Annotated in this window: 19 protein-coding genes; 5 read left to right on the top strand and 14 right to left on the bottom strand. The window is 60.1% G+C overall.

Annotated features, from left to right (window positions below):
• Window positions 1-200 precede the first annotated feature (200 nt).
• A complete protein-coding gene (locus tag AC3B5Q_RS09730; RefSeq protein ID WP_075047015.1) occupies window positions 201-866 on the top strand; it encodes a TetR/AcrR family transcriptional regulator in 666 nt (221 codons plus the stop codon).
• A gap of 47 nt (window positions 867-913) precedes the next feature.
• Here the strand turns inward: AC3B5Q_RS09730 and AC3B5Q_RS09725 are convergent, their stop codons facing one another.
• From AC3B5Q_RS09725 to AC3B5Q_RS09690, 8 genes are all read right to left on the bottom strand, one after another.
• Window positions 914-2,518 (bottom strand): phytoene desaturase family protein, encoded by a 1,605-nt coding sequence (locus AC3B5Q_RS09725; protein ID WP_488393053.1) that lies wholly within the window; start codon window positions 2,516-2,518, stop codon window positions 914-916.
• Window positions 2,519-2,576: 58 nt separating this feature from the next.
• Complete coding sequence (locus AC3B5Q_RS09720) at window positions 2,577-3,398, bottom strand: SDR family NAD(P)-dependent oxidoreductase (RefSeq protein WP_488393052.1); 822 nt, start codon at window positions 3,396-3,398, stop codon at window positions 2,577-2,579.
• A 28-nt stretch (window positions 3,399-3,426) separates the two neighbouring features.
• Window positions 3,427-4,236 (bottom strand): enoyl-CoA hydratase/isomerase family protein, encoded by an 810-nt coding sequence (locus tag AC3B5Q_RS09715; RefSeq protein WP_488393051.1) that lies wholly within the window; start codon window positions 4,234-4,236, stop codon window positions 3,427-3,429.
• Window positions 4,233-5,204, bottom strand: coding sequence for a VOC family protein (locus tag AC3B5Q_RS09710; protein WP_488393050.1), 972 nt, complete (start codon window positions 5,202-5,204; stop codon window positions 4,233-4,235). The genes AC3B5Q_RS09715 and AC3B5Q_RS09710 overlap by 4 nt, the downstream gene beginning before the upstream one ends.
• 44 nt (window positions 5,205-5,248) lie before the next feature.
• The gene (locus AC3B5Q_RS09705) at window positions 5,249-7,783 is read right to left on the bottom strand and encodes an efflux RND transporter permease subunit (RefSeq protein ID WP_488393049.1); all 2,535 of its coding nucleotides are present in this window, start codon (window positions 7,781-7,783) and stop codon (window positions 5,249-5,251) included.
• 35 nt (window positions 7,784-7,818) lie between these two features.
• Window positions 7,819-8,859: a WD40/YVTN/BNR-like repeat-containing protein gene (locus tag AC3B5Q_RS09700; RefSeq protein WP_488393048.1), complete on the bottom strand. Its 1,041-nt coding sequence runs from the start codon at window positions 8,857-8,859 to the stop codon at window positions 7,819-7,821.
• Between the two features lie 213 nt (window positions 8,860-9,072).
• The gene (locus AC3B5Q_RS09695; RefSeq protein ID WP_441253290.1) at window positions 9,073-10,437 is read right to left on the bottom strand and encodes a DUF1329 domain-containing protein; all 1,365 of its coding nucleotides are present in this window, start codon (window positions 10,435-10,437) and stop codon (window positions 9,073-9,075) included.
• A gap of 30 nt (window positions 10,438-10,467) precedes the next feature.
• Complete coding sequence (locus AC3B5Q_RS09690) at window positions 10,468-12,123, bottom strand: DUF1302 domain-containing protein (RefSeq protein ID WP_488393047.1); 1,656 nt, start codon at window positions 12,121-12,123, stop codon at window positions 10,468-10,470.
• 405 nt (window positions 12,124-12,528) lie between these two features.
• Here AC3B5Q_RS09690 and AC3B5Q_RS09685 point away from each other — a divergent pair, with 405 nt between their 5' ends.
• Window positions 12,529-13,374, top strand: coding sequence for an SDR family oxidoreductase (locus AC3B5Q_RS09685; protein ID WP_488393046.1), 846 nt, complete (start codon window positions 12,529-12,531; stop codon window positions 13,372-13,374).
• A 10-nt stretch (window positions 13,375-13,384) separates the two neighbouring features.
• On the top strand, window positions 13,385-14,269 hold the full coding sequence (locus AC3B5Q_RS09680; RefSeq protein WP_488393045.1) for a DMT family transporter: 885 nt from the start codon (window positions 13,385-13,387) through the stop codon (window positions 14,267-14,269).
• Here AC3B5Q_RS09680 and AC3B5Q_RS09675 read toward each other — a convergent pair.
• The 5 genes from AC3B5Q_RS09675 to AC3B5Q_RS09655 all read right to left on the bottom strand — a co-directional run bounded on the left by AC3B5Q_RS09675 (window position 14,266) and on the right by AC3B5Q_RS09655 (window position 19,333).
• Window positions 14,266-15,051, bottom strand: a complete 786-nt coding sequence (locus AC3B5Q_RS09675) for a tyrosine-protein phosphatase (RefSeq protein ID WP_104883763.1) — start codon at window positions 15,049-15,051, stop codon at window positions 14,266-14,268. The two genes, AC3B5Q_RS09680 and AC3B5Q_RS09675, sit on opposite strands and share 4 nt — an antisense overlap.
• A 2-nt stretch (window positions 15,052-15,053) precedes the next feature.
• Complete coding sequence (locus AC3B5Q_RS09670) at window positions 15,054-16,253, bottom strand: phosphotransferase family protein (RefSeq protein ID WP_104883762.1); 1,200 nt, start codon at window positions 16,251-16,253, stop codon at window positions 15,054-15,056.
• Window positions 16,250-17,287, bottom strand: coding sequence for an amidohydrolase family protein (locus tag AC3B5Q_RS09665; RefSeq protein ID WP_488393044.1), 1,038 nt, complete (start codon window positions 17,285-17,287; stop codon window positions 16,250-16,252). Before AC3B5Q_RS09665 ends, AC3B5Q_RS09670 begins: the two co-directional genes overlap by 4 nt.
• Before the next feature lie 153 nt (window positions 17,288-17,440).
• Entirely contained in the window at window positions 17,441-18,352 is a 912-nt protein-coding gene (locus AC3B5Q_RS09660) for a LysR family transcriptional regulator (RefSeq protein ID WP_488393043.1), read from the bottom strand.
• Between the two features lie 54 nt (window positions 18,353-18,406).
• Complete coding sequence (locus AC3B5Q_RS09655; RefSeq protein ID WP_488393042.1) at window positions 18,407-19,333, bottom strand: quinone oxidoreductase family protein; 927 nt, start codon at window positions 19,331-19,333, stop codon at window positions 18,407-18,409.
• 279 nt (window positions 19,334-19,612) lie between these two features.
• On the opposite strand from AC3B5Q_RS09655, the gene AC3B5Q_RS09650 reads away from it, so the two are divergent.
• Both AC3B5Q_RS09650 and folE read left to right on the top strand, forming a co-directional pair.
• Complete coding sequence (locus AC3B5Q_RS09650) at window positions 19,613-23,176, top strand: indolepyruvate ferredoxin oxidoreductase family protein (RefSeq protein WP_488393041.1); 3,564 nt, start codon at window positions 19,613-19,615, stop codon at window positions 23,174-23,176.
• A 12-nt stretch (window positions 23,177-23,188) separates the two neighbouring features.
• Window positions 23,189-23,746, top strand: coding sequence for a GTP cyclohydrolase I FolE (gene folE, locus AC3B5Q_RS09645; RefSeq protein ID WP_104883758.1), 558 nt, complete (start codon window positions 23,189-23,191; stop codon window positions 23,744-23,746).
• Window positions 23,747-23,792: 46 nt separating this feature from the next.
• Here folE and AC3B5Q_RS09640 read toward each other — a convergent pair whose 3' ends face one another.
• Complete coding sequence (locus tag AC3B5Q_RS09640; RefSeq protein WP_441252835.1) at window positions 23,793-25,445, bottom strand: methyl-accepting chemotaxis protein; 1,653 nt, start codon at window positions 25,443-25,445, stop codon at window positions 23,793-23,795.
• Between the last annotated feature and the right edge of the window lie 402 nt (window positions 25,446-25,847).

Here is a 25,847-nt window from a genome sequence, read left to right as displayed (position 1 = left end):
ATCTCCTGTGTTGTTTTTATTCTTGCCTGCGCACCGATATTTCTGCGCTTTACGTAGGATGTATCGCCTGCCAACCTATGGTATGCCCTTGTCTGTGAGGGGCGGCTCCGATTCGTTTGACTCGGGGTCAAACGAAGGCAGCCGGGTAAATGCTTCAAGGTGTGAACAACAAGGGCCAACACCGGCATGAGGAGTCCAGGGTGGTAGTCAAAGCAACAGACGGTGTCGAACAGGGCAAGCGCAGCACGATGAAACGGCTGCTCGCGGCTGCACGTGTGGAGTTCGCCAAGAAAGGCCTGGCTGGGGCACGGGTGGAAGAAATAGCTCGGGAGGCCGGCGTCACCAAACAGCTGGTCTACCACTACTACGGTTCCAAGGAAGGCCTGTTCGTAGCGGTACTGGACGAGTCGTCGAGCCACATCATGTCCGAGCTGGTGAACCTGGAGGTCGAGCAACTGCCACCGCCTGTGGCGCTGCGTGCCGTCCTCAATCACTTCTTCGACCAGTACCGGCTCGACCCCTTCCTCGGCAGCCTGGCGCTGGAGGGCATTCGCTATCACGACGCCCACGAAACACCTCGTAATCATTTCCAAGAAATGGCGCCGGCACTGATTGCCAAGCTCGACGCCATCCTGCGCAGGGGCGCCGCCAGCGGGGATTTTCGCGCCGACATCAACCCACGCCTGCTACTGGCCTGTGCCTCGCTGGTGACCACGGGCTGGTTCACCAACCGCTATTCGATGTCGACCCTCGCCGGCCTGGATACCGACTCTGCCGAAGGCATGATCACCTGGCGCCAGTACTCGGCCGACTTCGTCATTGCGAGCCTGTCTCTGGGCGCAGAAAAGAAAACCGGCAGCGTCTGACGGCTGCCGGTTTCGTCTGCCTGCGGCCCCTGTAGACGGGGCGCGTTTCAGCGCCGCGACTTGCTCAGGTAGCGGCTGACCCGCCTGGCCGCCAGCCGGCCTGCCATGCCATTGACCCCGCCCCCAGGATGGATGCCCGCACTGCCCAAGTACAACCCCGCCACCGGCAGCGTATCGCCACCCAGGCCGTGCGCCGGGCGCATGGTGCTGGAGCGCATCGAAGTGGTATCGATATGCACCACGCAACCGTTCACGGTATTCAGACGCGCGGTGAAGTCCGGGGCAGCCTCGATGCGTCGGCCGATGATTTGCCCCTCGATACCGTCGACATAGGCGTACAACTGCTCGATCACCTGATCAGCCACTCGCTCACGCAGGGCATCCCACCCTTCATTCGGGTTGACCGGCATCACCGGTGGGTAGATGTACAGCACGTCCTGGCCCGCAGGCGCCTGTGACGGGTCGGCGGCGCTGGGTACGGCCATGGTGATGTAGGGCAAGGTCGGCACTTCGCCCCGCGCACAGGCGGCAAAGTTCTCCAGCACGGCCTCTTCGGTGCCGATCAGCAGACAGGTGTTGCGCAAGTCGACACCATCGCCGCGCACCGCCTCGAAGCGTGGCAGCGAAATCTGCCCGCGCAGGGCCACATCCACCTTCAACGGGCCCGAGCCCTTGGCGTTGGCCGGGGCCATGGCGATGCGGGTCAGCAGGTGCTTGGGAAGCTGACCGGCAGTGACCATCTCCAGCGCCGGCCGGGGGTGGCAGCCGGCAATCACGGCGCGGGCAGAGAAGGTGCGGCCATCGGCCAATTTCACGCCTTTGACCACGCCGTCACTGGCCACGATTTCACTGACGCTGGCCGACACCAGCACCTGGCCGCCCAACGCCTCAAGGCGGGCCCGCATGGCATTGCTCAACTGCTGCATGCCGCCCATCACCCGCCCCACACCGAAGCGGTGCAGGAACCCCAGCAGGGCGTAGTAGATGCCACCGCCGTCGGCTGTGATGTCGCCCGCAAGCCCGGTAAGCGCGCACATCGCCGAGCGGGTGATCGGATGCTCGAATCGTTCGCGCGCCGCCTGCAGAGCCGACCCAGTCATCAGCGCCATCAGTTCGGGCTTCAGGGCCTTATGCCTGATTGCTGTGGCGACCATCCGCAGCTTGACCCCCAGGTTGGCCTTGGCCGGATCGACCCGCATCATCGGCAGCGCGATCTCCAGGAACAGGTCGATGACCTTCATGAATTCAAGAAACGCGTCGGCGTCGCGGGTGCTGAAGCGGCGGATCTCGGCAGCGGTACGCTCGCGGTCACGCCAGAAGATCAGCGATTGGCCGTCCGGGTGCAGATACACATACCCCGGCGCCAGTTCCACCGACTTGAAGCCGTGTTGCTCCAGGCCAAGCTCCGCCGGCACGTGGGCGTGCACGCGCATCGACATCATGTCCAGCGCGCAGGGGTGAACCAGGTGCTGCGGCGCCTCAGGTATCAGGTAGCCCGAGGAGGCCATGCCGCCCACCTTGTCCAGGGCTTCGAGCACCAGCACTTTCTTACCTTCCATGCCCAGATAGCAGCCAGCAGACAGGCCATTGGTGCCGCCACCGACCACGATCACATCGAAATCAGGGTTTACTGCGAGTTGCGTCTGGTTCATCACATGCTTCCAAGTCGAAGGTCAGCCGGGGCGACGCAGGCACGCGTCGCCGCGGGGGTCACATGCCAGTTCGGCCCATCTGCGCGAATAGCGAGCGCATGGCCACCAATGAAGGGGTGTGGGTACTGAACCCGCCATCGGCCACCAGCGTGCTGCCGGTAACGAAGGACGACTCGTCGCTGGCCAGGAACGCCACCACATCGGCGATCTGGCGCGGGGTGCCTAGTTCGGCGGTACAGTGGTTGTCGCGCAGGACATCGAGCAACGCCGGCGGCATGGCGTGCTCGGAGGGCGCCAAACCGATCTGTACGGCATTGCCGCGAATGCCCTGCTTGCCGTACTGCGAGGCCACCATGCGCGGTAACATCATCAGGCCGGCCTTGGAGGTAGCGTAACCGGTCAGGGACATGTCACCCTGCATGCCGAGCCCCGAGGTGGCGAAAATGATCGAGCCCTTGCCCAGTTCCAGCATGGCCGGGATCACGTGCTTGGTGCACAACACCGCGCCGCGCAGGTTAACGGCGATGGCGCGGTCCCAGGCCGCCATGTCGAGATTGACGAAATCGCGGTCTGCCTGGCGCTGCTCGGCATTGAGGATTGCCGCATTGTTGTGCAGTACGTCGATACGACCAAACCGCTGCCTGACCTGGGCAACCATCGCCTGGACGTCGGCCTCCGACGACACGTCGGTGCGAATCGCCAACGCCTGGTGCCCTTCGTCGAGCAACGATTGGGCAACCGCCGTGGCCCCGTCCAGGTTGATGTCGACCACGGCGATGCTCGCGCCATGGGAGGCGAGCACGCGGGCGCATTCTGCCCCCAACCCGCCACCGGCGCCCGTGATTATGGCCACCCGCCCTGCCAGCTTGCCTGTACTCATGTGGATTTCCTTGTTGTAAGTGGGCCCGTCACTCGCCGGTGAAACGCGGCTCACGCCGTTCGCTGAAGGCCTGGGCAGCCTCGCGCGCGTCGTGGGTAGGTGCCAGCAGCGCGAACAAGTCGAGCTCCAGGTTCAGTCCGCTCTTGAGGTCCAACTCCAGCGCGGCACGGGCCGCCTGCTTGACGAAGGCCGATGCGGTGGGCGGTTTGGCGGCGATACGCCGGGCAAAGGTCGTGACCTCCTCCAGCAGGCCGTGGTTGTCGCTGGCCACCCGACTCACCAGCCCGATGCGCTGCGCTTGCGCTGCATTCATGCGATCACCAGAGAGCAGCATGTCCAGTGCCTGGCCCGGTGCGACCACACGCGACAGGCGTTGCGTGCCGCCGCCACCGGGGATCAGCCCCAGGCCGGTTTCCGGCAGCGCAAACACCGCATTGGGCGCCGCGAAGCGAATGTCGCAGGCCAGCGCCAGCTCCAGCCCGCCGCCCATGCAGTAGCCGTGGATGGCCGCGATCACCGGCTTGGCGATACCGTCCAGAGCTTCGATCCAGCGCACCTTTTCCATGCGCTGGCGTACCTGAAGGCTGGATTCAGGGCCACGGCGTTCCTTGATGTCGGCGCCGGCGCAGAAGCCGCGCTCGCCTTCACCACGAATCACGATCACGCGAATCTCGGGGTCTTGCTGCAGTAGGGTCAGCGCCTGCGGTACCCCCTGACGAATCGCGTCATTGATGGCGTTGATCTGGTTGGGGCGAGTCAGCACCACCCAGCCGACCCGTGCGTCACACTCCACGCGCACCGCCTCGTTGATCACCTGCTCGCTCAGCTCTGTGCTCATGCAGGGCACTCCTCGAACTCGAACACCTGACCATTGAGCTCTTGCGGGTCGACCTTGATCAGCGCCCGGCCGCCCACCGCCTGCGACGACTCAACCCACTCAAAGCGGGTGCCACGGGCACGCAGGTCCTCGGCCTTGGCGGCCAAGTCATTGACGCCGATGCGGATGTAGTAAGGGCCCGGTCCCCAGTTGTTGACGTAATGGCCGGCATCGGTGTTCCAGTGAGTGGCCTCCAGCACATCGAGGGTGGCGCTGTTGGGCACGCTGAAACCCATGCGTGCACGACGATATCCTTCACCGGCGATATGCTCCGCCGGCCCGCTCGGTTCCCAGTCCAGGTTGGTGGAGATCTTGCGCAGGGTTTCATCCAGGTCTCGCACCAGGAACCCACGGGCGGTCACGCGCACCATGTCGCCGGGCTTGAGGTCTCGCGGCTTGACCGGCGGCAGTTGGTAGGTTTCGGCCGGCATCTGCAATGGCTCGGTCGGCATGATCTCGATGCACAGGCCCCCGTCCACGGACGGCTGGTAACAGGGCTTCTCGGGGGTCGCACCGAGCCATAGGCGATCGAATGGCATTTCCGGGGTACGCTGCGCCATGCGAAAAGGCAGGCGACGGCGCATCAGCTTGTCCACCAGCGCATCGAACTTGTCGCCATGCAGCGCCAGCACGATGGAGTGGGTCAGCATGGGCCGATGGCGGCCCTGGTAGTCCTTTAGACTCTCCAGGAACTCATGGAACAGCGGGTCGCCCGGGTTGGGGCGATCCAGGTGCCACTGCGGCTCAATGCGCGTGGGCGACACGGCCAGAGACTTGTGCACCCGCAGAAAGTGCGCAATGTACGGGTGATTGTCGAACGCCTGGCGCCAGCGTTCGTGCTTGTAGATACCGAGCTTGTCGACCAGTATTTCCGTCATGGCGTCCGGGTCCGGCACCATCATGTCGGCACTCATCAGTAATTCGAACATTTCTCTCTCCTAGAAAGGGTTGGCAAGGCCTGTACCCGGCCTTTTCAGTCAGCGGGCACGCCGCGTACGGTGGGCGCGGGCAATGCATGGCGTTTGGCCATGCTCGCAGGCTTGTCGGGGCGCTGCTGCACGCGGGCATCGTCAAGATCCAGGGTGGCCCCGGCCTTGGCGTTGCGTCTGGGGTTAAGCAGGTAATGTGACAATGCCGGGATCAGCACCAGCGCCCCGAGCATGTTCCACAGGAACATGAAGGTCAGCAGGATGCCCATGTCGGCCTGGAACTTGATGGGTGACCAGGCCCAGGTGATCACCCCGGCCGCCATGGTCAGGCCGACCAGCGCGACCACGCGGCCGGTGAAGTCCAGCGAACGACGGTAGGCGACTGCCAGGCTGGCGCCGCGCTCTTGCACCGCCAGCTGGACGCTGAGCAGGTACAGCGCATAGTCCACGCCGACCCCGACGCCCACCGCAATGACCGGCAACGTCGCGACCTTCAGGCCGATGCCCAACCACACCATCAGCGCCTTGCAGATGATCGTGGTCATCAGCAGAGGGATCAGTGCAACCACCGTCGCGCGCCAGCTGCGGAACGTCATCAGGCACAGCAGCGCCGTTGCGCCGTACACCGCCAGGTACATGGTGATGATGCCCTTCTCGACCTCGATGTTGGTTGCGGCCTCGATGCCAGCATTGCCCGCTGCCAGCAGGAACTCCACTGGGTTATCGGCGTCCGCACCGGTGTTGTTTTCCTTGGCGAACGTTTCCGATACTTTCAGAATCCGGCTCAAGGTGTCTGCCTTGTGATCGGCCAGGTAGGCGATCATTGGGGTAACCGAACACTGCTGATTGGTGATCCCAGGGGCGGAAATCATTGCCGCATCCACCGCCGCGTTGGTAATGGCCTGGTCGCGACTGATACTGAGCCATTTCGGGCTGCCCTCGGCCATACCCGAACTGATCATGCGTACGGTTTCGGCCAGAGACTGGGTGGTCTGCACCCCCGGAGTCCGGTTAAGCTGCCAGGCCAACTTGTCCATGCGTTGCAAAGCCTGGTAAAGCCTGCAACTGTCTTCGTCGGTTTTCATGATGACCACGAACTGGTCACTGGAGAGCCCGTAATTCTGGGTAATGAAGGCATTGTCGCGGTTGTAGCGTGAGTCCGGGCGCAGCTCGGGAGCCCCTGGATCCAGGTCGCCCACCTTCAGGTGCATCATCACCATGCTGCCCAGCAGTGTCACCACCAGCGACAAAGCAATGATCGTGGTGGCCATCGGGCGCTCGGTAAAACGGTCCAGGCCACGCCAGACACGCCCCAAAATACCTTGTCCGGCCTCCCCCGCCTGGTCCTTGGCGATTGCGATGCGCGCGGCTTTGGCACTCACGCCCAGGTACGACAACGCCACCGGAATCAACAGCAACTTGGTGAAGATGAGTACCGCCACACCGATGCTCGTGGTCAGGGCCAGATCGCGGATCACTGGGATGTCGATGATGACCAGCACTGCAAAGCCGACGATATTGGTCAACAGCGCGGTGAGCCCAGTCAGGAACAGGCGACGGAACGTGTAACGCGCCGCTACGTACTTGTGTGTACCGCGGCCGATGTCCTGGAGAATGCCGTTCATCTTCTGGGTGCCATGGGAGATGCCAATGGCGAAGATCAGGAACGGCACCAGAATCGAGTAGGGGTCCAGATCGTAACCCAGCAGTTGCATCAGCCCCAGCAGCCAGACCACGCCAGCCACCGCCACGCCTACCAGCAGCAGCGTGCTGCGCAGGCAACGGGTGTAGAAGTACACGAACACCCCGGCGATCACTACCGAGGCACCAAAGAACAGCATGACCGAATACAGACCATCGATCAGGTCGCCCACCAGCTTGCTGAAGCCAACGATGTGGATGCCGATCTTGTCGCTCTCCAACGCGCGAATCTTCTCTTCGAGCTGTTTGGAGAACACGCCGTAGTCCAGCGGCTCGCCGGTTTGTGGGTTGGTATCGAGCAGAGGTGCCACGAGCATGCTCGACTTGCTGTCGTTGGCCACCAGATTGCCGATGATGCCGGCGCGTGTGATGTTACGACGTAAGGCCTGGATGGATTGTTCGCTGCCGTCGTAGTCCGATGGCATCACCGCCCCGCCATCGATGCCCTCTTCCGTGACCTCCTTCCAGCGCACGATGGGCATCCACAACGACTTCATCCATGAGCGGTCTACGCCAGGAATCAGGTACAACGTGTCGTTGACCTTCTGCAGGGCCAGCAGATAGTCGGCGTCGTAGATATCGCCCGTCTTGTTCTCGACCACCACACGAACGCTGTTCCCCAGGCCCGGCAACTGGTTCTTGTAAGCCAGGTAGTTCTTGATGTACGGGTTGGAGCTTGGAATCATCTTTTCAAAGCTGGCGTTCACCTGCAGCTGTGCAGCGAAGAAGCCCAGCACCACGGTGGCGAGCAGGCAGGCAACGATGACCAACATGCGGTTACGGAAGATCACCCGCTCAAACCAGCCGCCGGAGCTTTTATCGAAGTCCTCCAGGTGGGTGATCACTGGCATCCCGCTGTTGAATTTTTGCTCGACCATGTTTTCTTTCTCGTTAGGGAATCGTGCCGACGGCGTCAGTTAGCCCGGGCGATATCGATGACCTTGGCACCGGCAAAGCGTGCCACCACTAGCCGCCCGGCCTGTTTCGTGGCGCTTGCTGCATACACCTCGCCCACGCGCGTTTGTACCAGCGCAGTGACCTTGAGGCTGTGGCGGTCCACACTGACCAGTTGCCCGCCCAGGCTCACCATCACCAGCGCCGGTCCTTGCTCCACAATGCTGACCAGGCTGGTGTCGATCCCGGTTTCTATCTGCTGCCACTGCTGACCATCATCGACGCTGGCGAACAAATTGCCGCGCAGCCCGTAGGCCAGCAGCAGGTGTTCAAAGGCGGCGATGCCAAAATAGGTGCCGGTGTAGGGCGTCTCGATTTTTTCAAAGCGCTGTTGGCCAGGCTCAAGGCGCAGCAATACACCCTGTTCACCGCTGATGTAGAACGTGCCATTGCGCTCCGCCAGTCCATACAGATGCATTCTGCGAGGATTGTCGGCGCGCTCGAGCCAGGGTTGCCAGGTGCTGCCGGCATCCTCACTGCGCAGGATCATGCCAAAGGCACCTACGACAAAGCCGCGACCGCTGGCGTCGAATAACACGTCCAGCAAGGGCGCGGGTATCACACCGGGTGTCGCGGAGGTAGTCACCGCGCGGTTTACCTCCTGGACCAGATCGCCGGCTTCCTGGTCGCCCTGTTCGGCCCGTTGGCCATAGACACTGCCAAGCAGGCTGAACAACTTGCGCCCATCCATCTGCACGACCCATGTGGCGCCGGCGTCACTGCTGTGCAACACCACTGAGTCGTGGCCGACAATCCAGCCGTTGCGCGCATCGCTGAAGCGCACTTGAACGAAGTCACTGGACACCGGACTGGGGACTTGCTCCCAGCTGGTGCCATTGTCGTGGGAGCGTTGAATCAGGCCGTGCAGGCCGACACCGACCAGCACGTCGCCGGCGCGGGCCACGCTGATCAACGGTGCGGCCAGCGGCTGCGCGAGTGTCGGCGCTTGCATTTCAAGCGGATCAATGGTGGGCGTGCCAGCCTGGGTTGTCCCCATCATGGCCAGCCACAAAGGAATCAGAGCCGCACTCAACAAGTGCAGACTCAAAGAATTAGGTCTTACTAGGCCTTGGCTAATCATTGTTTTTATCCTCACCATGCCAGAGTCGCCCTGCTACCCGACAACAAGCACCACTCATTGCCGGGCTCAGGAACAACCTTTTCAACTGCGAACCACTTTGCAGGCGCGCAGCTCACAACCAGCCCGGCGGGCTTAGCGCTGGGTCTCCCGCGCGACAATTGCCTCGGGGTTCATGTCCCGTTCGGTTCGTGGTGTGTCGACGAATTTGTAGCCGCCTTTCAACCCGTCGTTGAGCAGCGCCCACATGCCTTTGTTGAAGTCATACACGACGTTTTTCACGTTGTACGGCAAATTCTTGTCGTACAGTTGCACACCACTGAGGAAGATCGCGCGATACAAGGCACCGCTCTGGTCCCAGGCGTCGTACAGTCCAATCCCGAAGGTGTCCTCGTCCAGGTAATAGGTGCGCTTGCTGTAGACGTGGCGCTTGCCCGGTTTGAGCGTGGCCTCCACGACCCATACGCGGTGCAGTTCCCAACGCTCGCACGCTGGATTGGCATGGTGCTTGAGGAATTGCTCGTCCTGGTTGCACTCGAAGTAGAACTTGTAGGCGTTGTAAGGGATGAACATCTCCTTTCGGCCCACCAGCTTGTAATCGAAACGGTCTTGACTGCCCGAAAACATTTGCAGCTCATCGAACAGCGTAACCCCGCCTTGGCTGGCGACTGGCGTATCGAAAGCGAACTCGGGAGCCAGCTTCACCCGCCGCTGGCCAGGCGAATAACTGAAGGCTCGGCGCGCTTTGGTCGCGGGGTCCAGATAATCGTTGAGCACGGTTACCTCACCCGAACGGCGTGCCGGATAGTTGTTCAGCGAATACACGCGCGCATACATCATTGGATCGCGGTCGGCCTGCGTCGGCTGATAGTAGGGCTGCTCTTCGAACGTAGCTTGCTCGGCAGCCTTGGTCCGCTGACCATTGGCATCCATCACCCAGCTATTGGAGGAGCTGGTGGTGGAGTACCCGGGGCCGATCTTGTATCGCAGTTGCTGGTTCCAGATGACCTCGTTGCCGGTCTTCGGAATCGGGAATGGCAGCCCGCCCCGGCAGGCCGGGTCGACTGCCAGTCCGTCTCTCTGGGTGCTACAAGCGGTGGCGTTGCGCACCGTGGCATCCAACACCTCCTTTGGATACGCCGTGGTGCGGTGGCTCGGATAGATATCGAAGTAGTACTCCGGGTACTTCTTGAGGATTTCCTTTTGCCCTTCACTGAGCTTGTCAGCGTATTGGGCCATGTTCTGCGACGTGATGCGGAACAAGGGTTTCTCATTGCGGAACGGATCGGTCCAGAACCCGCTGTCGGGTTTGAAATCTGCCGGTGCAGTGCGCAGCCCGCCGTCATAGGCAGGGATGGTGCCCTCTGCATTCCCCTCTTTTATCGCGCCGAAGAGGGTCAGGGTTTTACCCAGCTGCGCTGCCTCCTCCGGGCTGACCGCAGCCATGCTGCAGGTAGCGATGCCGAACAGCGCGAGGGACAAGGCCAATTGTCTTTTCATTCGGGCAGTCTCCGTTTTTATTGGATTTGTTCAGAAGGAGGTTTTGAATGTGAATGCCAACCAGCCCCGGTCTGTGTTACCAACGCCGCCATTGCCGCCGACGGTGCCATTTGCCAGGTTCTTGGGTTGGGCGCGGGTATCGGCGTAGCGTAGGCCGAATTCATACTGTTGCTGATAGGTGAACTTCACACCAGCCGACCAGGACATCGCGCCTTCACTGCCGCCACCAGCCGAGGCAGCGTTACCATGAATGCCGTAGTTGATGGTCAGAGGTACGTCCATGTCCCACGATGGGAAGATGCTCAGGTATTGCGGCGTGTAGTTGACTGCCACCGCGTAGTAGTCGCGCGTCGAGCAACCATCGGACGCGTCGCCGGAGCCGGCGACACCGGGTGTACGGGCGTCCGTACAGGCGGCATTGCCCTTGTACTTGAACAACTCGTCATGCTCGGTCACCTTGACCAGGTGACTGTAGGCAAACTCGCCAACCAAGGTCGCGTTATTGGCAATGAAGTTGCGTGGCATGCCATACACGGCGTTAGCGATAAAGTGGATGGTGTCACCACGCGGCCCCTCGTCATCCAGCGTGCTGACACCAGTGGCGTTCAATGCGCCGTTCTTGCGGTATGACAGCTCCGTGCCCACGGCCACCGAATCGAACACACGAGCAAAACTGATACCGGCAAGCTTGACCCCGCGGGGGTACACGACGCGGTACTCACCCAGGTTCGCCTTGACCTGCGGTGCGAGCCAAGGCTGATAGTCATCGAACTGGCGGTAGTAGAAGCCGAAGGTCGATTCGATCGCCTCAACGTTGTATTTGGCCATCACGCCCCAGTTGGCATTACTGTCGCGACCATACTTGGAGGAGGCGCGCTTGAGTGCCCCAGCACCGGCTGGCATCTGATCCGGACCTTCGAACAGGAAGTCTGCACCGCCGAAGTAGGTCCCGCCGTAAGGAATACGGGTGTAGTCCCACTCATAGAAGTACTGGCCGGCGATGGAAAGATGATCAGTGACCTGGGCCTTGGCAGATACCTGGCCGATGGGCAGAAATACTTCTTTTGTCTCAATACCCGGGCTGGTAGCGGCTTTTACACCGTCGCTCGGGGCCTGAGAGTAGGAAACTGAGTGGGCACCGAACAGCAGGCCCTCGCCCCAGTAGTTGGTATGGCGACCGATCTTGACGTTGATCGGGGTATCGCCTAGCTGAAAGTTTTTCCACACGAACGCATCGAGGATTTCACCGGAAGGTCCTCTGACATAGCGCTTGACCTCATCGCTGTAGTGACCATTTTCGTAGCTGGTCTCGCCACCCACCTGGCTGTGGACCTTGGTGTCACGGTAGGCATTGTCGTACCAGCCAGCAGCACTCAGGCGTGCCCCCCATTCGTTCAGGTAGGAGAAATCCACTTCGCTCAACACATCGAGTCGATTTGTAACGATATCGCCTTTGTCGAATTTGCTGTCGGACTCGTCGTAGGTCGGGGTCCGCATGATGCGGTGATCTTGGCCTTCCATGCGCACGCCCAAGTTATAGCGCACGGTATTGTCCCAACGCAGGCGGTAGTCAGGGTTGCTCAGGTCAAACGAAACAGCGTGCGCTCCACTCATCCCGCCGAGCACTGCCAGCGCTATCGCGCTGCGGCTAAACACATGCCTTCCATGCTTGGTCATGTCTTTCATACGGCACCTTTTATTTTTATTTTCAGTCGTTTGTATAAGGCCAAGTGCTGGCTACAGCCGTGCTGACGTACTGCTGCCTTACCTGCCTAAGCGTCTCGGGTGGACTTGCCGGCAGGTTTCACCGGTGAAGCGCGCCCATGGCTTGATTTCAAAGTAACCGAGAAAAACAAATAATTCCATATAAAGATTTCAATTCTGCATTCAGAATCAAAATCGATTTTGTTGCTGCTGATCGCAACCGGTGTCCGAGGACATGGAGAAACCCACGGACAATACTGCACACAAAAAGACTAACTGTTCAATTATGTTTTGCTCAACCTGCTTTTTTCCGGTAAACAGGCCACTGAAGGCACCACCGAGGTGCCTGCGCTCATCCAACAAGAATCACAAGGAGTTCGCCCCCCAATGAACATCGATCTGAGCGGAAAACGCGTAATTGTCACTGGCGCTTCGCGCGGCATAGGCCTTGCGATAGCCCATGCCTTCGCACTGGAAGGTGCCCGCGTGGCCATTTGCGCTCGTAGCCTCGTGGCGGTCCGCGAAGCGGAAACGCAACTGCAGGAACATGCGCAGGCGGTACTGGCCCGAGCCGTGGATGTCACGGACACTCAAGGTGTTCAACATTTCGTCGGCGAGGTGGTGCAAAGCTGGGGAGGTGTGGACATTCTGGTCAATAACGCGGGTCAGGGACGCGGTGGCAATCTCGAGACCCTCACGCCGGAGGCCATTCTTGAACATGCCAATGTGTTGCAGATGGGGCATTTTCGCTTCGTCCAGGCTGTAGTGCCGTTCATGCGTCAACAGCGCTGGGGGCGGATCATCGAGATCAATGCCCTGGCCGGCACCGTGCCCACGCCTGACGGAATCCCTTCGGTGATCAACCGTGCATCATGTGTAGCGCTTTCCCGCTCGCTGGGCATGTCGCTGGCCAAGGACAATATTCTCGTCAACAGTCTGAACATGGGCTGGATCGACACAGGCCAGTGGGACCGTCACTACAAGGAGATGGGCCCCGGTGTCAGCCGTGAGGAGTTCGATGCCATGGTCATGAAGGTGGTGCCGATCGGCCGTTATGGCAAACCGGAAGATGTTGCAGGGATGGTGCTGTTCCTTTCCAGCGAGTACGCCAGTTTCATCAGCGCAGCTTCGATCGACATTGCCGGTGGCATGGGTGGTCAGATTGCCTACTTCCCGACCCTCAAGCGTGATTTTGCCGCGGCACTGGCCGCTCGAAACACCGCCAGCCACTAGGGCGCCAGTAATGAAGCTGCTGTTTCCTGTGCTTGCCACACTGATCTGGGCTGCCAGTACCGTGGTCAATCGCCTGTCGGTGGGGGTGATAGATCCCGCGGCCATTTCGTTCTATCGCTGGTTGATCGCCTTGCTGGTGTTGTCGCCGGTCATGCTGCCCAGGGTCTGGAGAATGCGCCAGAGGATACGGCCATACCTGCCCAAACTGTGGCTACTAGGCTTGCTCGGCATGTCGCTGTATCAGTCTCTGGCCTACTTTGCTGCGCATACGGTCAGTGCCACCTCAATGGGACTGATCCTGGCTACCATGCCCTTGCTGACGCTGCTGGTAGCCTTCCCGCTGCTGCACACACGCCCCACCGTGCCGTTACTGGCAGGCACGGCGGTTTCATTCGCAGGGTTGGCATGGTTGCTGGCTGCGGGCCACCTGCCGTCGCTCTGGCAGCGCGGGGTGGGTCTGGGTGAATGGCTGATGTTGCTGGCGTCACTGTCCTACGCCCTGTATTGCGTGCTGGTGAAGCGCTGGCAAATCCCCCTGCCCACCTGGGAAAGCCTTTATGTACAGATACTCTGCGGCACGTTAATGCTGGTACCGCCGTTTTTGCTTACATCATCGATGGCCCTAAGCGCTCAGAGCTTGCCGCTGGTTTTGTTTGCTGGCCTATTCGCTTCGGCGTTGGCACCGGGCCTGTGGATGCAAGGCCTGCAACGCCTGGGCCCGGAAAAAACCGCGGTACTGATGAATCTGGTCCCTCTCTTTACCGCAGCCTTGGCGATTGGGTTGCTCGGAGAGACATTGCACCTGTATCACGCGGTAGGCGGCGGCCTGATTCTGCTGGGGATTGCCCTGGCCCAATGGCAACCCGTACGGGTCACCGCAAGCACCCTGCCCTAAACCACCAGCAGTCGGTTGCGCAGCGCGTCCAGGCCGCAACGATCCATGCCGCTGAAGCGCGCCAGGTAGTGCTCCAACCCGCCATATTCAGCCTCGATCACCGCATAAGCCGCATTCAGATACTCAGGCCGAGCATCCAGCACCACATTGATCGCCGCTTCGCTGACCGGCTGGCCCACCATGCGGCTAACAGCAGTGTGCATGGCCTGCTGGCACTGGGTATCCAGCTGGCAGAACCGCCGCGCCGAGCGCAGGTAGTCCGCCATGATCTGTCCATGTTCGACCCCAAGCGCATGCAGCAAAAGCGCTACTGCCACACCCGTGCGGTCCTTGCCGGCAACGCAGTGAATCAGTATCGAGGGCTCTGGCACCGTAAATAGGCTGAACAGCGTCGGCATATGCCGCGCCAGCAGTCCTGGCAACCTCCGGTACACCCCCAGCATCATGCGCTGCGCGCCCTCCACCGCCGGATTCTCGGCCAGCATCTCGGCGATGCCTGGGTCCGCTCGCAAGTCCCCCTCGATAGTCAGATGAACCTGTTGCAAACCCACAGCCGGCAAGCCACTGGGATAACACTCGCGCTCGCCCGCACTGCGCAGGTCACACACGACCTTCAGGCCCAAACACCGTAATACCTGCCAGCTCGCGACCGACAGCCGATGCAACTGGTCCGAGCGTAACAGGCTATGGCCTGCGATCCGGCGACCACACAGGGTGCGCATGCCTGCCAGGCTGCGAAAGTTATCTAACCCTGGCAGGTGCAGCACGTGCGTTTTGACCATGTTCAATCCTCCAACAGGTGTGCATACGCTGGCGTCAGCGGACGAGCGCCCTCGCCCAGCACCGGAGTACGCCGTGGCTTGCGTCCGTGTGTCAGCAGGCGAAGCGTGTCGAAGTCTTCGGCGGCGGTAAAAAATCGCTCCACCATCGGCAATCCTGACTGTCCCCAGTCATCCATGTTCGACATCCATGTCTGCATGCCCCACACCGGCCAACGCCGCAGTTGCTCCCAGGCGGCGTGCTGGTCGAGTACACCAACCGCTCCCAGACTGATCAACTTCTCGCGGTACACCTGCAGCAGCCGTTGCGCATCGGCGCGGCGTTCTTCTATCGTCAACGCGCCGAGCATGAAGTACGCCACATCGCGCCACGGCCGCCCGCGGCGTGCCAGTTGCCAGTCGAGCCAGATGCGTTGCCCATCACCACGCTGAAAACTGTTGCCCTGGTGCGAGTCGCCATGGATCAAGCAGATGGGCGACGTCTGCGCCCGCTCGAAGGCAGCCAACTCATCGAAGGCATGGCTGAACAGCTCTGGCGTCTCGTACATCCAACGGGGTAGCCGCTGCCGGTAGTCGTCCTTGCGCAGGTTGACCTTGATGTAGTTGTACATACGCAGCAGGCCATCGTTGTCTACCGGGTTGGCCATCGACACCGGAAGCCAGCCCTGGCGGTGCAAACGCGGTTCGGCCCAGCTCGCGGCATGCAACGTGGCTAAAGACTCCAGACCCTGGGCGACACCATCCACGCCCAGGTGGTCAGTACTGTGGCCGAATTGCCCGGCCGCCAGCCCAAGATCCTCCATGACCACCACGCCGCGACCACCGCCATCGGCGTCCCAGTCAGTGAAATACGTGGCAGGCAAAGGCGCACCGGACCACGCGCGGGCCAGATGATAGAAACGCGCCTCCAATTCACAGATATCGCCGCTCTCGAAGCCTTCCGACCAGTTCGACTTCAGGCAGACATGCGACGGTATCCCCGCACGCTGGCCGACCTCGTTCAGCTCGAGCCTGGCGCGCAGCTTGGTGGTATGCCCATTGCGGACCTCCACCACCGCCAACGCCTGCACCTCGATACCGGGGTAACACGGCTGCAGCAGTTGCGTCAGCCAGGCGGCGCTGATGTCGCCGAGTTGCCGCGTCAGCCGCCCGACACGTTGCGGATAAGGCCGCCCAGCACTCATCGCCAGCAGGCTGCGCGTCATGGCGTCACGGCACGCGCAGCGTGGGCCGGCACTTTCAGTTTGAGCAGTTCGATTGCGTTGCCGCTGCGGATCCGCTCGCGGTCCTCCACCGATAACCCCAGCCCGGCGGTCAGGTCACCGTGGTCATAGGCCCCACCAAAGTTTGTGCCGTACAGCAAGCGTTCAGCGCCCACCACTTCAGCGACACCACGACGCAAACCAGGTGCGTGCACGTCGAGATCGAAGTAGAAGTTCTGCAGATAGTCCAGCAGCGGCAGCTGGTTGCGCGTATCGGGCGCCATCGCTTGGTTGAGCTCGCTGAGTCGGCCAAGTTGGAAGATCGCCATACCCCCCGCATGGGTGATATAGGTCTTCAGGGTTGGAAAGACATCCAGTGCTCCACCACAGATCAGGTACCAGAAAAACAAGGTCTCATCGACGCAATCACCCACGATGGAGGTCGTTTCGAACTTGTCATCAGTGTGTTTCTCGCCCCAGTAGATCGACTGGTTGAAGCCATGCACCATGATCGGTACATCCAGCTGTGTGAGCTTCTCCCACACTGGGAACAACTGCTCGTCATGAGCTTGCAATCCGTTGAAGTTGGCTCCGCCTACGCATACACCCTTGGCCCCCAATTGGGTTACCGCTCGCTCGATTTCCTTGGCGGCGTTGCGCGGATCGGCCAGATTGGCATGGCACCAGAAGTCGAAATGGTCAGGGTCGGCGCGGCAGAACGCTGACATCTCGTCGTTACAGATACGCGCGTACTCGTTGGCAAAATCACCAGCCCAATACATGAAGCAATGTGAAGGCGTGGAGACGACCAGCTTGTCGACACCCCGCTCGGCCATCAGCTTGCGACGACTGGCATGGGTCATGCGCGCCAATAGGTTGACTTGCGCCTCAGCGTCGCTCGTGGCTTTGGCCGGCTGCTTGGTGCCGAGGGAAAAATGGCCGACAGTCAACCCCTGCACCTTCATGAAGGGCCCCCAGAATTCGTGGCGGTTGAGCATTCCCTCTGTCAGCAGGTGGGCGTGTACATCGATCAGCATGGCATTCTCCTTGTTGTAATCGGCCAGCAGGCCGAACGGTCACCGCCCGGCACTTTCGGAACCAATACAAATATAGACATTTATCTTATTTTTGTTCATTTATATTTATTTTTCGCATAGCAGCCTGAGGAACAGCGCAAGGCCAGCAAGGTTTCACGACGTACACGCCATGATCAGGAACTGTCGAAATGCTTGGACCGATATCGATAAGTGCTTGTCGGGTCGCCAGATCAGACCCAGTTCCATAGGCGGAATGACATCCGCCAATGGCCGAGCCTCGATCCTCTTACCCTCCAGAGACCAGGCTCGGTAAAGCATGTCGGAAAGAATGGTGACGCCAAAGCCATGGCCGACCAGGCCGCGCAGCGCCTCCATGGAAGAAGTACGAAAAGCCACGTTGGGGGCCAACCCACGAGACGCCCAGTAGCGAAACGTCGAGCTGTCACCTTCGTCCACGGTGGCAAGGATGTAGGCGTGCTGCGCCACGTCTTCGAGGTTGATTGAGGAGGCAGTCATTAAGGGGTGCTGGTTGGCCAACCAGAGTTGCCGGCGGGATCGAATCAACACCTGGTGGGAGAAAACATGCAGGCTGGGGGTGTTGGACACGATCACCAGGCCCAGGTCGAGATCGCCATTGTTAACGGCCTGCTCGATGCTGTGGCGATCTAGGTCGACGAGTTCGATCTCCACCTGCGGATAGCTGCGCTTGAATCGTGCAAGCAGCGCTGGCAGGAAGTAGCCCAGCACCGTGTAGGAAGCCCCCACACGCACGCTTCCCCGTGTCGAGTGGCTGAGGAACAGCGGCTCGCTCAGGGCGTCCTGCAGCGTATCGAGGATATGCCGCGCATGTTGGGCAAACTTATTGCCTTCGGCCGTCAGTGTCACGCCATAGGGCAAGCGGTCGAACAGGCTAACACCCATAGTCTCTTCCAGATGCTGCACCGCTGCGGTAATGGCCGACTGTGACACGTGCACCTTGAGAGCCGCCTGGGAGAATTGACCCGCATCAGCCGCCGCCACGAAGTACCGAAGCTGGCGCATGGAAACGTCTTTGCCCTTGATCATCTGCTATGCCGAGCCCACTGCCAGAACCAATGAAACCGCTTGCCGCTGCGGCCTTCAGCGGCGGATCCTGGCCGTGATCTTGGCGTGCGGTCCATCTATCTGAGCAGCCCAAGCCTCTGCGGCCTGGTCAAGGGTGAAATCTAGGTAGTCCACGTGTATCTGCTGTTCCCTGGCGATCTTCAACAATCGCAGCCAGATCTGTTCGCGGTCCGCAGGGGGACGCTGGCCGGTCCCGATGCACGACAGGCTGCGAAACAGCAGGTCGGCGATATCCAGGTTGAGCTGGCGGCCAGCACCAGTGCCAATGGTCATAATGCGTGCGCCCCAATTGGTGGCCTTCAGGGACGTCAGCAAGGGTTGTCCGCACACTAGGTCGAGTACCACATCGAAGCCACCGGCCGCCGCCTCCTTAAGTGCGTCAACATCATCGCTGCCGCCCAGGGTAACGACCTCGTCGGCGATTCCGCGCGACTTCAGGCGGCCAAGTGCCTCCTGTGAACGCGCGGCACCAACGACCTTGCCAGCACCCATGCCACGCGCAAGCTGCAGGGCAATCTGTCCCAAGGTGCCGGTGGCGCCGAGCACCAAGACCTTTTCGCCCTTCTGGATCTCGGCCTTTTCCAGCGGCACGATGGCCCCGGTAGCGGCGATACCCATGCTGATCGCGGTTTTGTCGTCCACGTCGTCCGGCACATTCCACACTTCGGCTTGCGGCACCAAAGTGCGCTCGGCCCAGGCACCGTAGGGCAGCACCGAGCGCTCACCGAAATATACCCGCCGCCCATCCGGCGCTCGTCCCACGCCCTCACCACGAATGACACAAGGGTATTCGACACCCAGGCGGTAGGCCCCGAGCACATCCCACCCCCCGAGGCCGGCCGTGTCCACGTCGATCAGTACCGCACCGTCTTGCGCTTGCGGCTCATTGAACTCACGTATCTGTGGCACGGCATTGCGTTCGGAAATGATGGCTGCACGCATGGCTTTCTCCCTTGTCTGTTTTATTTTCAAGCGTCTTCACGATCAATAATTGAACATTTTTTGATTATTTGTCCATATTTAATTAGCATCCAAGTCCGACAGCCCCGGTTTGAGCTGCACAGCATCGCCAATGCCGACCCATGCAGGTATTTGAAACACCAATACCTCACCGCTGTTTTTGTGATTTTACGATCGCTCCCCTGCTTTCTAGAGTCGGCCTCGACAAGGCATCGCCCTTTACCGGTGCAGCCATACAAGAACAACGCCTGGAGGATGAACATGAGTACCCCGGTTTCTCTGGAAGACAAGTACGTACAACACAGTGGACATGTACTGCTCACGGGGATTCAGGCGCTGGTGCGCCTGCCCCTGATGCAACGGCTACGCGATCGGGCCAACGGTCTGAATACCGCCGGGTTCATTTCCGGCTATCGCGGCTCGCCGCTAGGCGGCTTCGACCAGGCCCTATGGAAAGCACGTGACTACCTCAAAGCACACCACACAGTGTTCCACCCTGGTATGAACGAAGACCTTGCCGCCACCTCGATCTGGGGTACGCAGCAGGTCAATTTGTTCGAAGGTGCCATGTATGATGGCGTCTTCGGCATGTGGTACGGCAAGGGCCCCGGCGTGGACCGTTGCGGTGATGTTTTCCGCCACGCGAACGCAGCTGGCACATCAAAATTTGGCGGTGTATTAGCCATCGCAGGCGATGACCATGGCGCCCGCTCCTCTTCCCTTCCCCACCAGACCGAGCACATTTTCAAGGCAGTGATGATGCCGGTGTTGGCACCCTCCGGCGTACAGGAATACCTCGACTACGGCATGCATGGTTGGGCCATGTCGCGCTACTCAGGCTGCTGGGTCGCCCTCAAGGCTGTGGCCGACACGGTTGAAAGCGCGGCCGTCGTCGATATCGACATTCACCGCGTACAGCCTGTAATCCCGACCATAGCGTTGCCCGAAGGCGGTCTGAACATCCGCTGGCCCGACCCACCCCTGGCCCAAGAACAGCGCCTGCTGGAGCATAAGCTGTATGCCGCCCTGGCGTATGCCCGTGCCAACCGCATCGATCGCATCGTCATGGATTCGCCGAATGCCCGAATTGGCATTGTCACTTCTGGAAAGTCCTATCTCGACGTGTGCCAGGCCCTGAACATCCTCGGGATCGACGAGACACAGGCGCAGAGAATCGGTCTACGCCTGTATAAGGTCGGCATGGTCTGGCCGCTGGAAGCCGAAGGTGTACGCCAGTTCGCCGAAGGCCTGGAGGAGATTGTGGTGGTGGAAGAAAAGCGCCACATGATCGAATACCAACTCAAGGAAGAGCTCTACAATTGGCGTGAAGACGTACGTCCGCGCATCGTTGGCAAGTTCGACGACAAGGGTGAGTGGAGCCTGCCGCACACCGATTGGCTGCTGCCGGCTATCAATGACCTGACGCCGGCGATGATCGCACGCGCCCTGGCCAAGCGAATCCTGCGTCTGCACCCAGGCGGTTCGCTTCAAATGCGCCTAGCCCTATTGGAGGCACAATTGGCCTGCAAAGGCCAGTTCAGCAACCTGATGGAGCGCGTGCCGCACTATTGCTCTGGCTGTCCGCACAATACCTCGACCAAGGTGCCGCAAGGTAGCCGCGCGCTGGCCGGTATCGGCTGCCACTACATGGCCGCCTGGATCTACCCGCAAACCCAAACCTTCAGCCAAATGGGTGGCGAAGGAGTAGCCTGGATCGGCCAAGCGCCCTTTACCACCACCCAACATGTCTTTGCCAACCTGGGTGACGGTACCTACTTCCACTCCGGCATTCTCGCCATTCGTGCCGCCATCGCAGCAAAGGCGCAGATCACCTACAAAATTCTCTACAACGATGCCGTGGCCATGACAGGCGGACAGCCGGTGGACGGCAGCCTGAGCGTGGCACAAATCAGCCGCCAACTGGCTGCAGAAGGCGTTCAGCGCCTGGTGGTGGTCAGTGACGATGTCGAGAAGTACAAAGGCATTCCTGATCTGGCCCAAGGCGTACCGGTAGTACGCCGCGACAAGATGGACGAGGTCCAGGAGCAATTGCGCCAGTTCCAAGGAGTGTCGGCAATAATTTATGACCAGACCTGCGCAGCGGAGAAGCGCAGGCGTCGCAAGCGCGGTAAGTTCCCCGACCCGGCACGTCGAGTGGTGATCAACGAAGCGGTATGTGAAGGCTGTGGCGACTGCAGCAGCAAGTCCAACTGCATGTCGGTGGTGGCGGTGGACACAGAGTACGGCCGCAAGCGTGAGATCGACCAATCTTCGTGCAACAAGGACTTCACTTGCCTCAACGGCTTTTGCCCAAGCTTTGTCACCGTCGAAGGCGGAACGCTGCGCAAGCCACAGGCCCTGGCAGCCAAGGCCGACGATGAATGGGACTTGCCCGTTCCTTCGGTCGTCGCCCTCGAAGAGCCATACAGCATCCTGGTGACCGGTGTGGGCGGCACAGGTGTAGTAACCATCGGTGCCTTACTGGGCATGGCGGCATTTATCGAGGGTAAGGGTACGCTCAACCTCGACATGGCTGGCATGGCACAAAAAGGCGGCGCCGTCTGGTCACACATTCGCATCGCTGCCCGCCAGGATCAGTTGTTCGCCCCGCGGATCGCCGAAGGTGAAGCAGCTTTGTTGTTGGGCTGCGATCTGGTTGTCAGTGCCAACACCGAAACGTTATCCAAGTTGCGCCAAGGTGTGACGCACGCCCTGGTTAACAGCGAGCAAAGCATTACCAGTGCGTTCGTGCGTACCTTTGCTCTGCAGGCGCAAAGCGGTGATCTGGCCAGCCACCCTGACCCGCAATTCCATACCCGAGGCATGTCAGCGCAAATAGCCGAAACCGTTGGCCCAGCGCGGGCGGACTTTGTCGACGCAAGCAGAATTGCCACGACGCTGATGGGCGATTCAATCGCTACAAATACCTTCATGCTGGGCTATGCCTACCAGAAAGGCTGGTTGCCGGTCGGCGAAGAGGCGCTGGAACAAGCCATCGAGTTGAATGGCACCGCGGTAGCCTTCAACCTGGCAGCCTTCGCCTGGGGCCGACGCAGTGCCCACGATTTGCCACGGGTACTGCGCATTGTCGAAGCCGGCAAAAAGCAAAGCGCCGACCGCATACTTTCGCAAAACCTGGAAGAAATGGTTAAGCGGCGCATGGGCGTCCTGACGCAATATCAGAATAACGCCTATGCCCAACGTTACCGGCAACGCGTGGAGCAGTTCATGGAGGCCGAAACTCGGCTGCTGGGCCAGCCGGACGAGCTGTCCAAAAGCGTTGCCCGCCACTACTTCAAGGTCCTGGCGATCAAAGATGAATATGAGGTAGCCCGACTGTTCAGCAACGGCGACTTTCTGACAAACATCCAGTCAATGTTCGAAGGCAACTACCGCCTGCGTTTCCACTTGGCACCGCCGCTGCTCAACGACAACCGCATTAGCAAAGAGCCCAAAAAACGCAGCTACGGGCCCTGGATGCTGCAAGGCTTCAAGCTGCTGGCCAAACTCAAGAGCCTACGCAACACCTGGCTCGACCCGTTCGGCCATACCCATGAGCGCAAGGTTGAGCGCGACTGGTTGCGTAACTATGAAAGTATTCTGGATGAAGTGCTGGCGGGCCTGCGCAGCGACAACCTGCAACTGGCCCGTGAGCTGCTGGAGCTGCCAAACAGCGTGCGCGGTTACGGGCCAGTAAAAGAGCGCTTTCTACATCATGCTCACCAGCGTCAAGCGCAGCTACTGGAGCAATGGCGTAATGGCTCGACTGCACAGTTTCATGACGCCAGCCAAGCCATCGACAAGATTTCCATCATTCAACTCTAAACAGGGACAATCATGAACGAGGAACTGACCCGAAACTACCGCGAAATTCTGCAGGGCATCGGCGAAAACCCGCATCGCGAGGGCTTGTTGGACACGCCAACGCGCGCGGCGAAAGCCATGCAGTACCTGTGCCATGGCTATCAGCAAAGCCTTGAGCAGATAGTCAACGGCGCACTGTTCGACTCGGACAACGACGAGATGGTCATCGTCCGTGATATCGAATTGTATTCGCTGTGCGAGCACCACCTGTTGCCGTTCATTGGCAAGGCGCACGTTGCCTATATCCCCACAGGCAAAGTGCTGGGGCTGTCGAAGGTGGCGCGTATCGTCGATATGTTTGCTCGCAGACTGCAGATTCAGGAAAACCTGACCCGCCAGGTTGCCGAAGCGATCGCCGAAGTTACCCATGCCGCCGGTGTGGCGGTGGTGATCGAGGCGAAACATATGTGCATGATGATGCGTGGTGTGGAAAAGCAGAACTCGGTAATGAGCACTTCGGTCATGCTCGGATGCATGCGCGACTCGTACAACACTCGCCAAGAGTTCCTACAACTGATTCGTAGCCGTTAGCTCTGACTGATTTTGTGGGGAGCGGCGCATGCCGCTCCTCACAAAATCAGATTTCGAAGCGGAAGCGACTCACTGCCAGGCTCAGTTCATCCGAAAGCTCACGGAGTGATACTACCGCTCCGGACACTTGATGTGTAATCGCATCGCCCTCCCCAGCCATGCGGGCGATGTGCTCGATGTGCTCCGCGATCCCCCGCCCGCCCTCGCTTTGCACACTCACCGCATCAGCGATCTGGTCTACACCTCTAGTCGAGTCCCCAACTAGGTCCGCAGCTTGCTGCAAGGTGCTCTCCAGTTCACTCAGTAGCCTGCCACTGTCATCCAGCGCCACAGTGCCTGCACGCAGAGCGTCGCCAACCGCCTCGGACTGGCCTTCAAGGTTAACTGTCAACTCATTGATTGAATTGGCCGCTTGGGCCGAGCGTTGCGCTAACTGACGCACTTCATCTGCTACCACACTGAAACCGCGCCCACTTTCACCTGCCCGCGCCGCTTCGATCGCCGCATTGAGCGCCAGCAAGTTGGTTTGCGCAGAGAGATCCTTGACCTGGGTGATACTGGCGGTAATCGCCGAGGTGCTTTCGACAAAAGCACCTACCGAGCCGCGAATGGCTAAGAATGCCAGGCGTACGCTGTCGATGTTTTCGAGTAGACGCGACAGCGCCAGGTGTCCATCCTGCGTGCCTCGCAAGCTAGCCTCGGCCGAACCTCGCAGGCTCTGGGCATGATTGGAGATGGCGGCAATACTGGCGCTCATATGCTCGATGGTCATCGATACTACCCCAACCGCACCGGTCTGTGCCGAGGAGCTCTCGGCCACCTGCGCCGAGGCGCCTACCAACGTCTCAGCCGATGCACTGACCGAGGCGGCTACCGCGGCAACCTGACGCATCGCCTGCTGGAAACTGTCAATTAGCTCATTGAACGCCTGCGCAGTGTGAGCGATCTCGTCGCCACCGATCACGCGCACTCGGTGCGTCAGATCACCGTCTCGCAACCTAATCGATGCCTGCTCGATTTCCCGGATGGGGCGCAAGATCTGCCCCCGTAACAAAAGACTGACCAGCAACGCCAGAGCACTGGCGGCCAGTGATATCACTACTAGCATCTTTGATACCTGACGCTGCAAAGCTTCGGCCTCGGCAAACGCGTCAGAGGTCAGTTGCGCCTGCAGCGCTAACAGGCGGTTGAACTGCGCTTGCAAGCCGTTGCTGTCAGCGCGCACCCGTCCCAACAACGAAGCAGCCTGAATCTGATCTTTCAAGGCAGTGCGCTGAAAATCGTCCAGTCCCTCGGTCACTACAGCAGCCTGCTCCTGCACCGCCCGATAGAGTGCCTTTTCCTCGTCACCCAAGCGGGTCTCACGGGCTGCATTGCCAAGGCCAGTGCGCATGTCGTCGACACTCGCCCGTATATCCTCGAAGTAAGATTCCAGTTCCTCCAGCTCGGTCTGCCCACCGGATTCAAGAATGCGTGCCCCCGTGGCATAGGCGCCAACCATCGCCGCCTGCAGAGCAGTCGCGGTTTCCAAGACCTGCCTATATTGCTGGAAGCGCAACTGTTGAATTTCTTCGATCACTGCCTGCTGCCTGGCCAGCCCGTGGTAGGCGACACCCGAGACAACCAATAATGCAAGTACGAACAAGATGGGCAGGACCAAAAGCTTGGCGCCAATGGAGAATTTCTGTGCAAAGAGCATGAGCAATGACCGTTCTTCTTGTTATGAGGAAGCCTCTAGCTTGGCAAGCTATCACGCATAATTCTATATGCAATATTATATTCTTAATAGAGAACAGGATAAACTGGCCACCGCGGCTCTAGAATTGGCCAACCTCCACCTACTCAGTGCTCTACAAGGCCCTAAAATGGCCCCACTCGCTTCAACGCGAGGCGGGACAGACCCTGCGCCTTACCAACGCTCCACTGGTTTGTTCCGCTCACCTGGCTCTGCCCTCGGTTCAGGTGACACTTCAGGCGCCTTAGGGCGCCTTTTTTCGGCCTGGGGCCGACCAGCTGAATACGTCAGGTGTAAAAAACGCAACCCGCAGGTTAATGCCAGTCAGTTAAGCAATTTGGGGCCGCTTCGCGGGCAAGCCCGCTC

The sequence above is a fragment of the Pseudomonas sp. D5(2026) genome, from assembly GCF_057766845.1.
The sequence above is the reverse complement of the archived record's forward strand: the minus strand, read 5'-3'. Positions and strand labels throughout refer to the sequence as shown.

Bases quoted from the DNA above. Each gene is read 5' to 3' on its own strand.
- AC3B5Q_RS09710 (WP_488393050.1), bottom strand. From the start codon at position 5,204: ATGTTCGAATTACTGATGAGTGCCGACATGATGGTGCCGGACCCGGAC.
- AC3B5Q_RS09670 (WP_104883762.1), bottom strand. From the start codon at position 16,253: ATGACGCGCAGCCTGCTGGCGATGAGTGCTGGGCGGCCTTATCCGCAA.
- AC3B5Q_RS09640 (WP_441252835.1), bottom strand. From the start codon at position 25,445: ATGCTCTTTGCACAGAAATTCTCCATTGGCGCCAAGCTTTTGGTCCTG.
- AC3B5Q_RS09665 (WP_488393044.1), bottom strand. From the start codon at position 17,287: ATGCTGATCGATGTACACGCCCACCTGCTGACAGAGGGAATGCTCAAC.
- AC3B5Q_RS09725 (WP_488393053.1), bottom strand. From the start codon at position 2,518: ATGAACCAGACGCAACTCGCAGTAAACCCTGATTTCGATGTGATCGTG.
- AC3B5Q_RS09690 (WP_488393047.1), bottom strand. From the start codon at position 12,123: ATGAAAGACATGACCAAGCATGGAAGGCATGTGTTTAGCCGCAGCGCG.
- AC3B5Q_RS09650 (WP_488393041.1), top strand. From the start codon at position 19,613: ATGAGTACCCCGGTTTCTCTGGAAGACAAGTACGTACAACACAGTGGA.
- AC3B5Q_RS09680 (WP_488393045.1), top strand. From the start codon at position 13,385: ATGAAGCTGCTGTTTCCTGTGCTTGCCACACTGATCTGGGCTGCCAGT.
- folE (WP_104883758.1), top strand. From the start codon at position 23,189: ATGAACGAGGAACTGACCCGAAACTACCGCGAAATTCTGCAGGGCATC.
- AC3B5Q_RS09655 (WP_488393042.1), bottom strand. From the start codon at position 19,333: ATGCGTGCAGCCATCATTTCCGAACGCAATGCCGTGCCACAGATACGT.
- AC3B5Q_RS09685 (WP_488393046.1), top strand. From the start codon at position 12,529: ATGAACATCGATCTGAGCGGAAAACGCGTAATTGTCACTGGCGCTTCG.
- AC3B5Q_RS09695 (WP_441253290.1), bottom strand. From the start codon at position 10,437: ATGAAAAGACAATTGGCCTTGTCCCTCGCGCTGTTCGGCATCGCTACC.
- AC3B5Q_RS09660 (WP_488393043.1), bottom strand. From the start codon at position 18,352: ATGATCAAGGGCAAAGACGTTTCCATGCGCCAGCTTCGGTACTTCGTG.
- AC3B5Q_RS09675 (WP_104883763.1), bottom strand. From the start codon at position 15,051: ATGGTCAAAACGCACGTGCTGCACCTGCCAGGGTTAGATAACTTTCGC.
- AC3B5Q_RS09720 (WP_488393052.1), bottom strand. From the start codon at position 3,398: ATGAGTACAGGCAAGCTGGCAGGGCGGGTGGCCATAATCACGGGCGCC.
- AC3B5Q_RS09705 (WP_488393049.1), bottom strand. From the start codon at position 7,783: ATGGTCGAGCAAAAATTCAACAGCGGGATGCCAGTGATCACCCACCTG.
- AC3B5Q_RS09700 (WP_488393048.1), bottom strand. From the start codon at position 8,859: ATGATGGGGACAACCCAGGCTGGCACGCCCACCATTGATCCGCTTGAA.
- AC3B5Q_RS09715 (WP_488393051.1), bottom strand. From the start codon at position 4,236: ATGAGCACAGAGCTGAGCGAGCAGGTGATCAACGAGGCGGTGCGCGTG.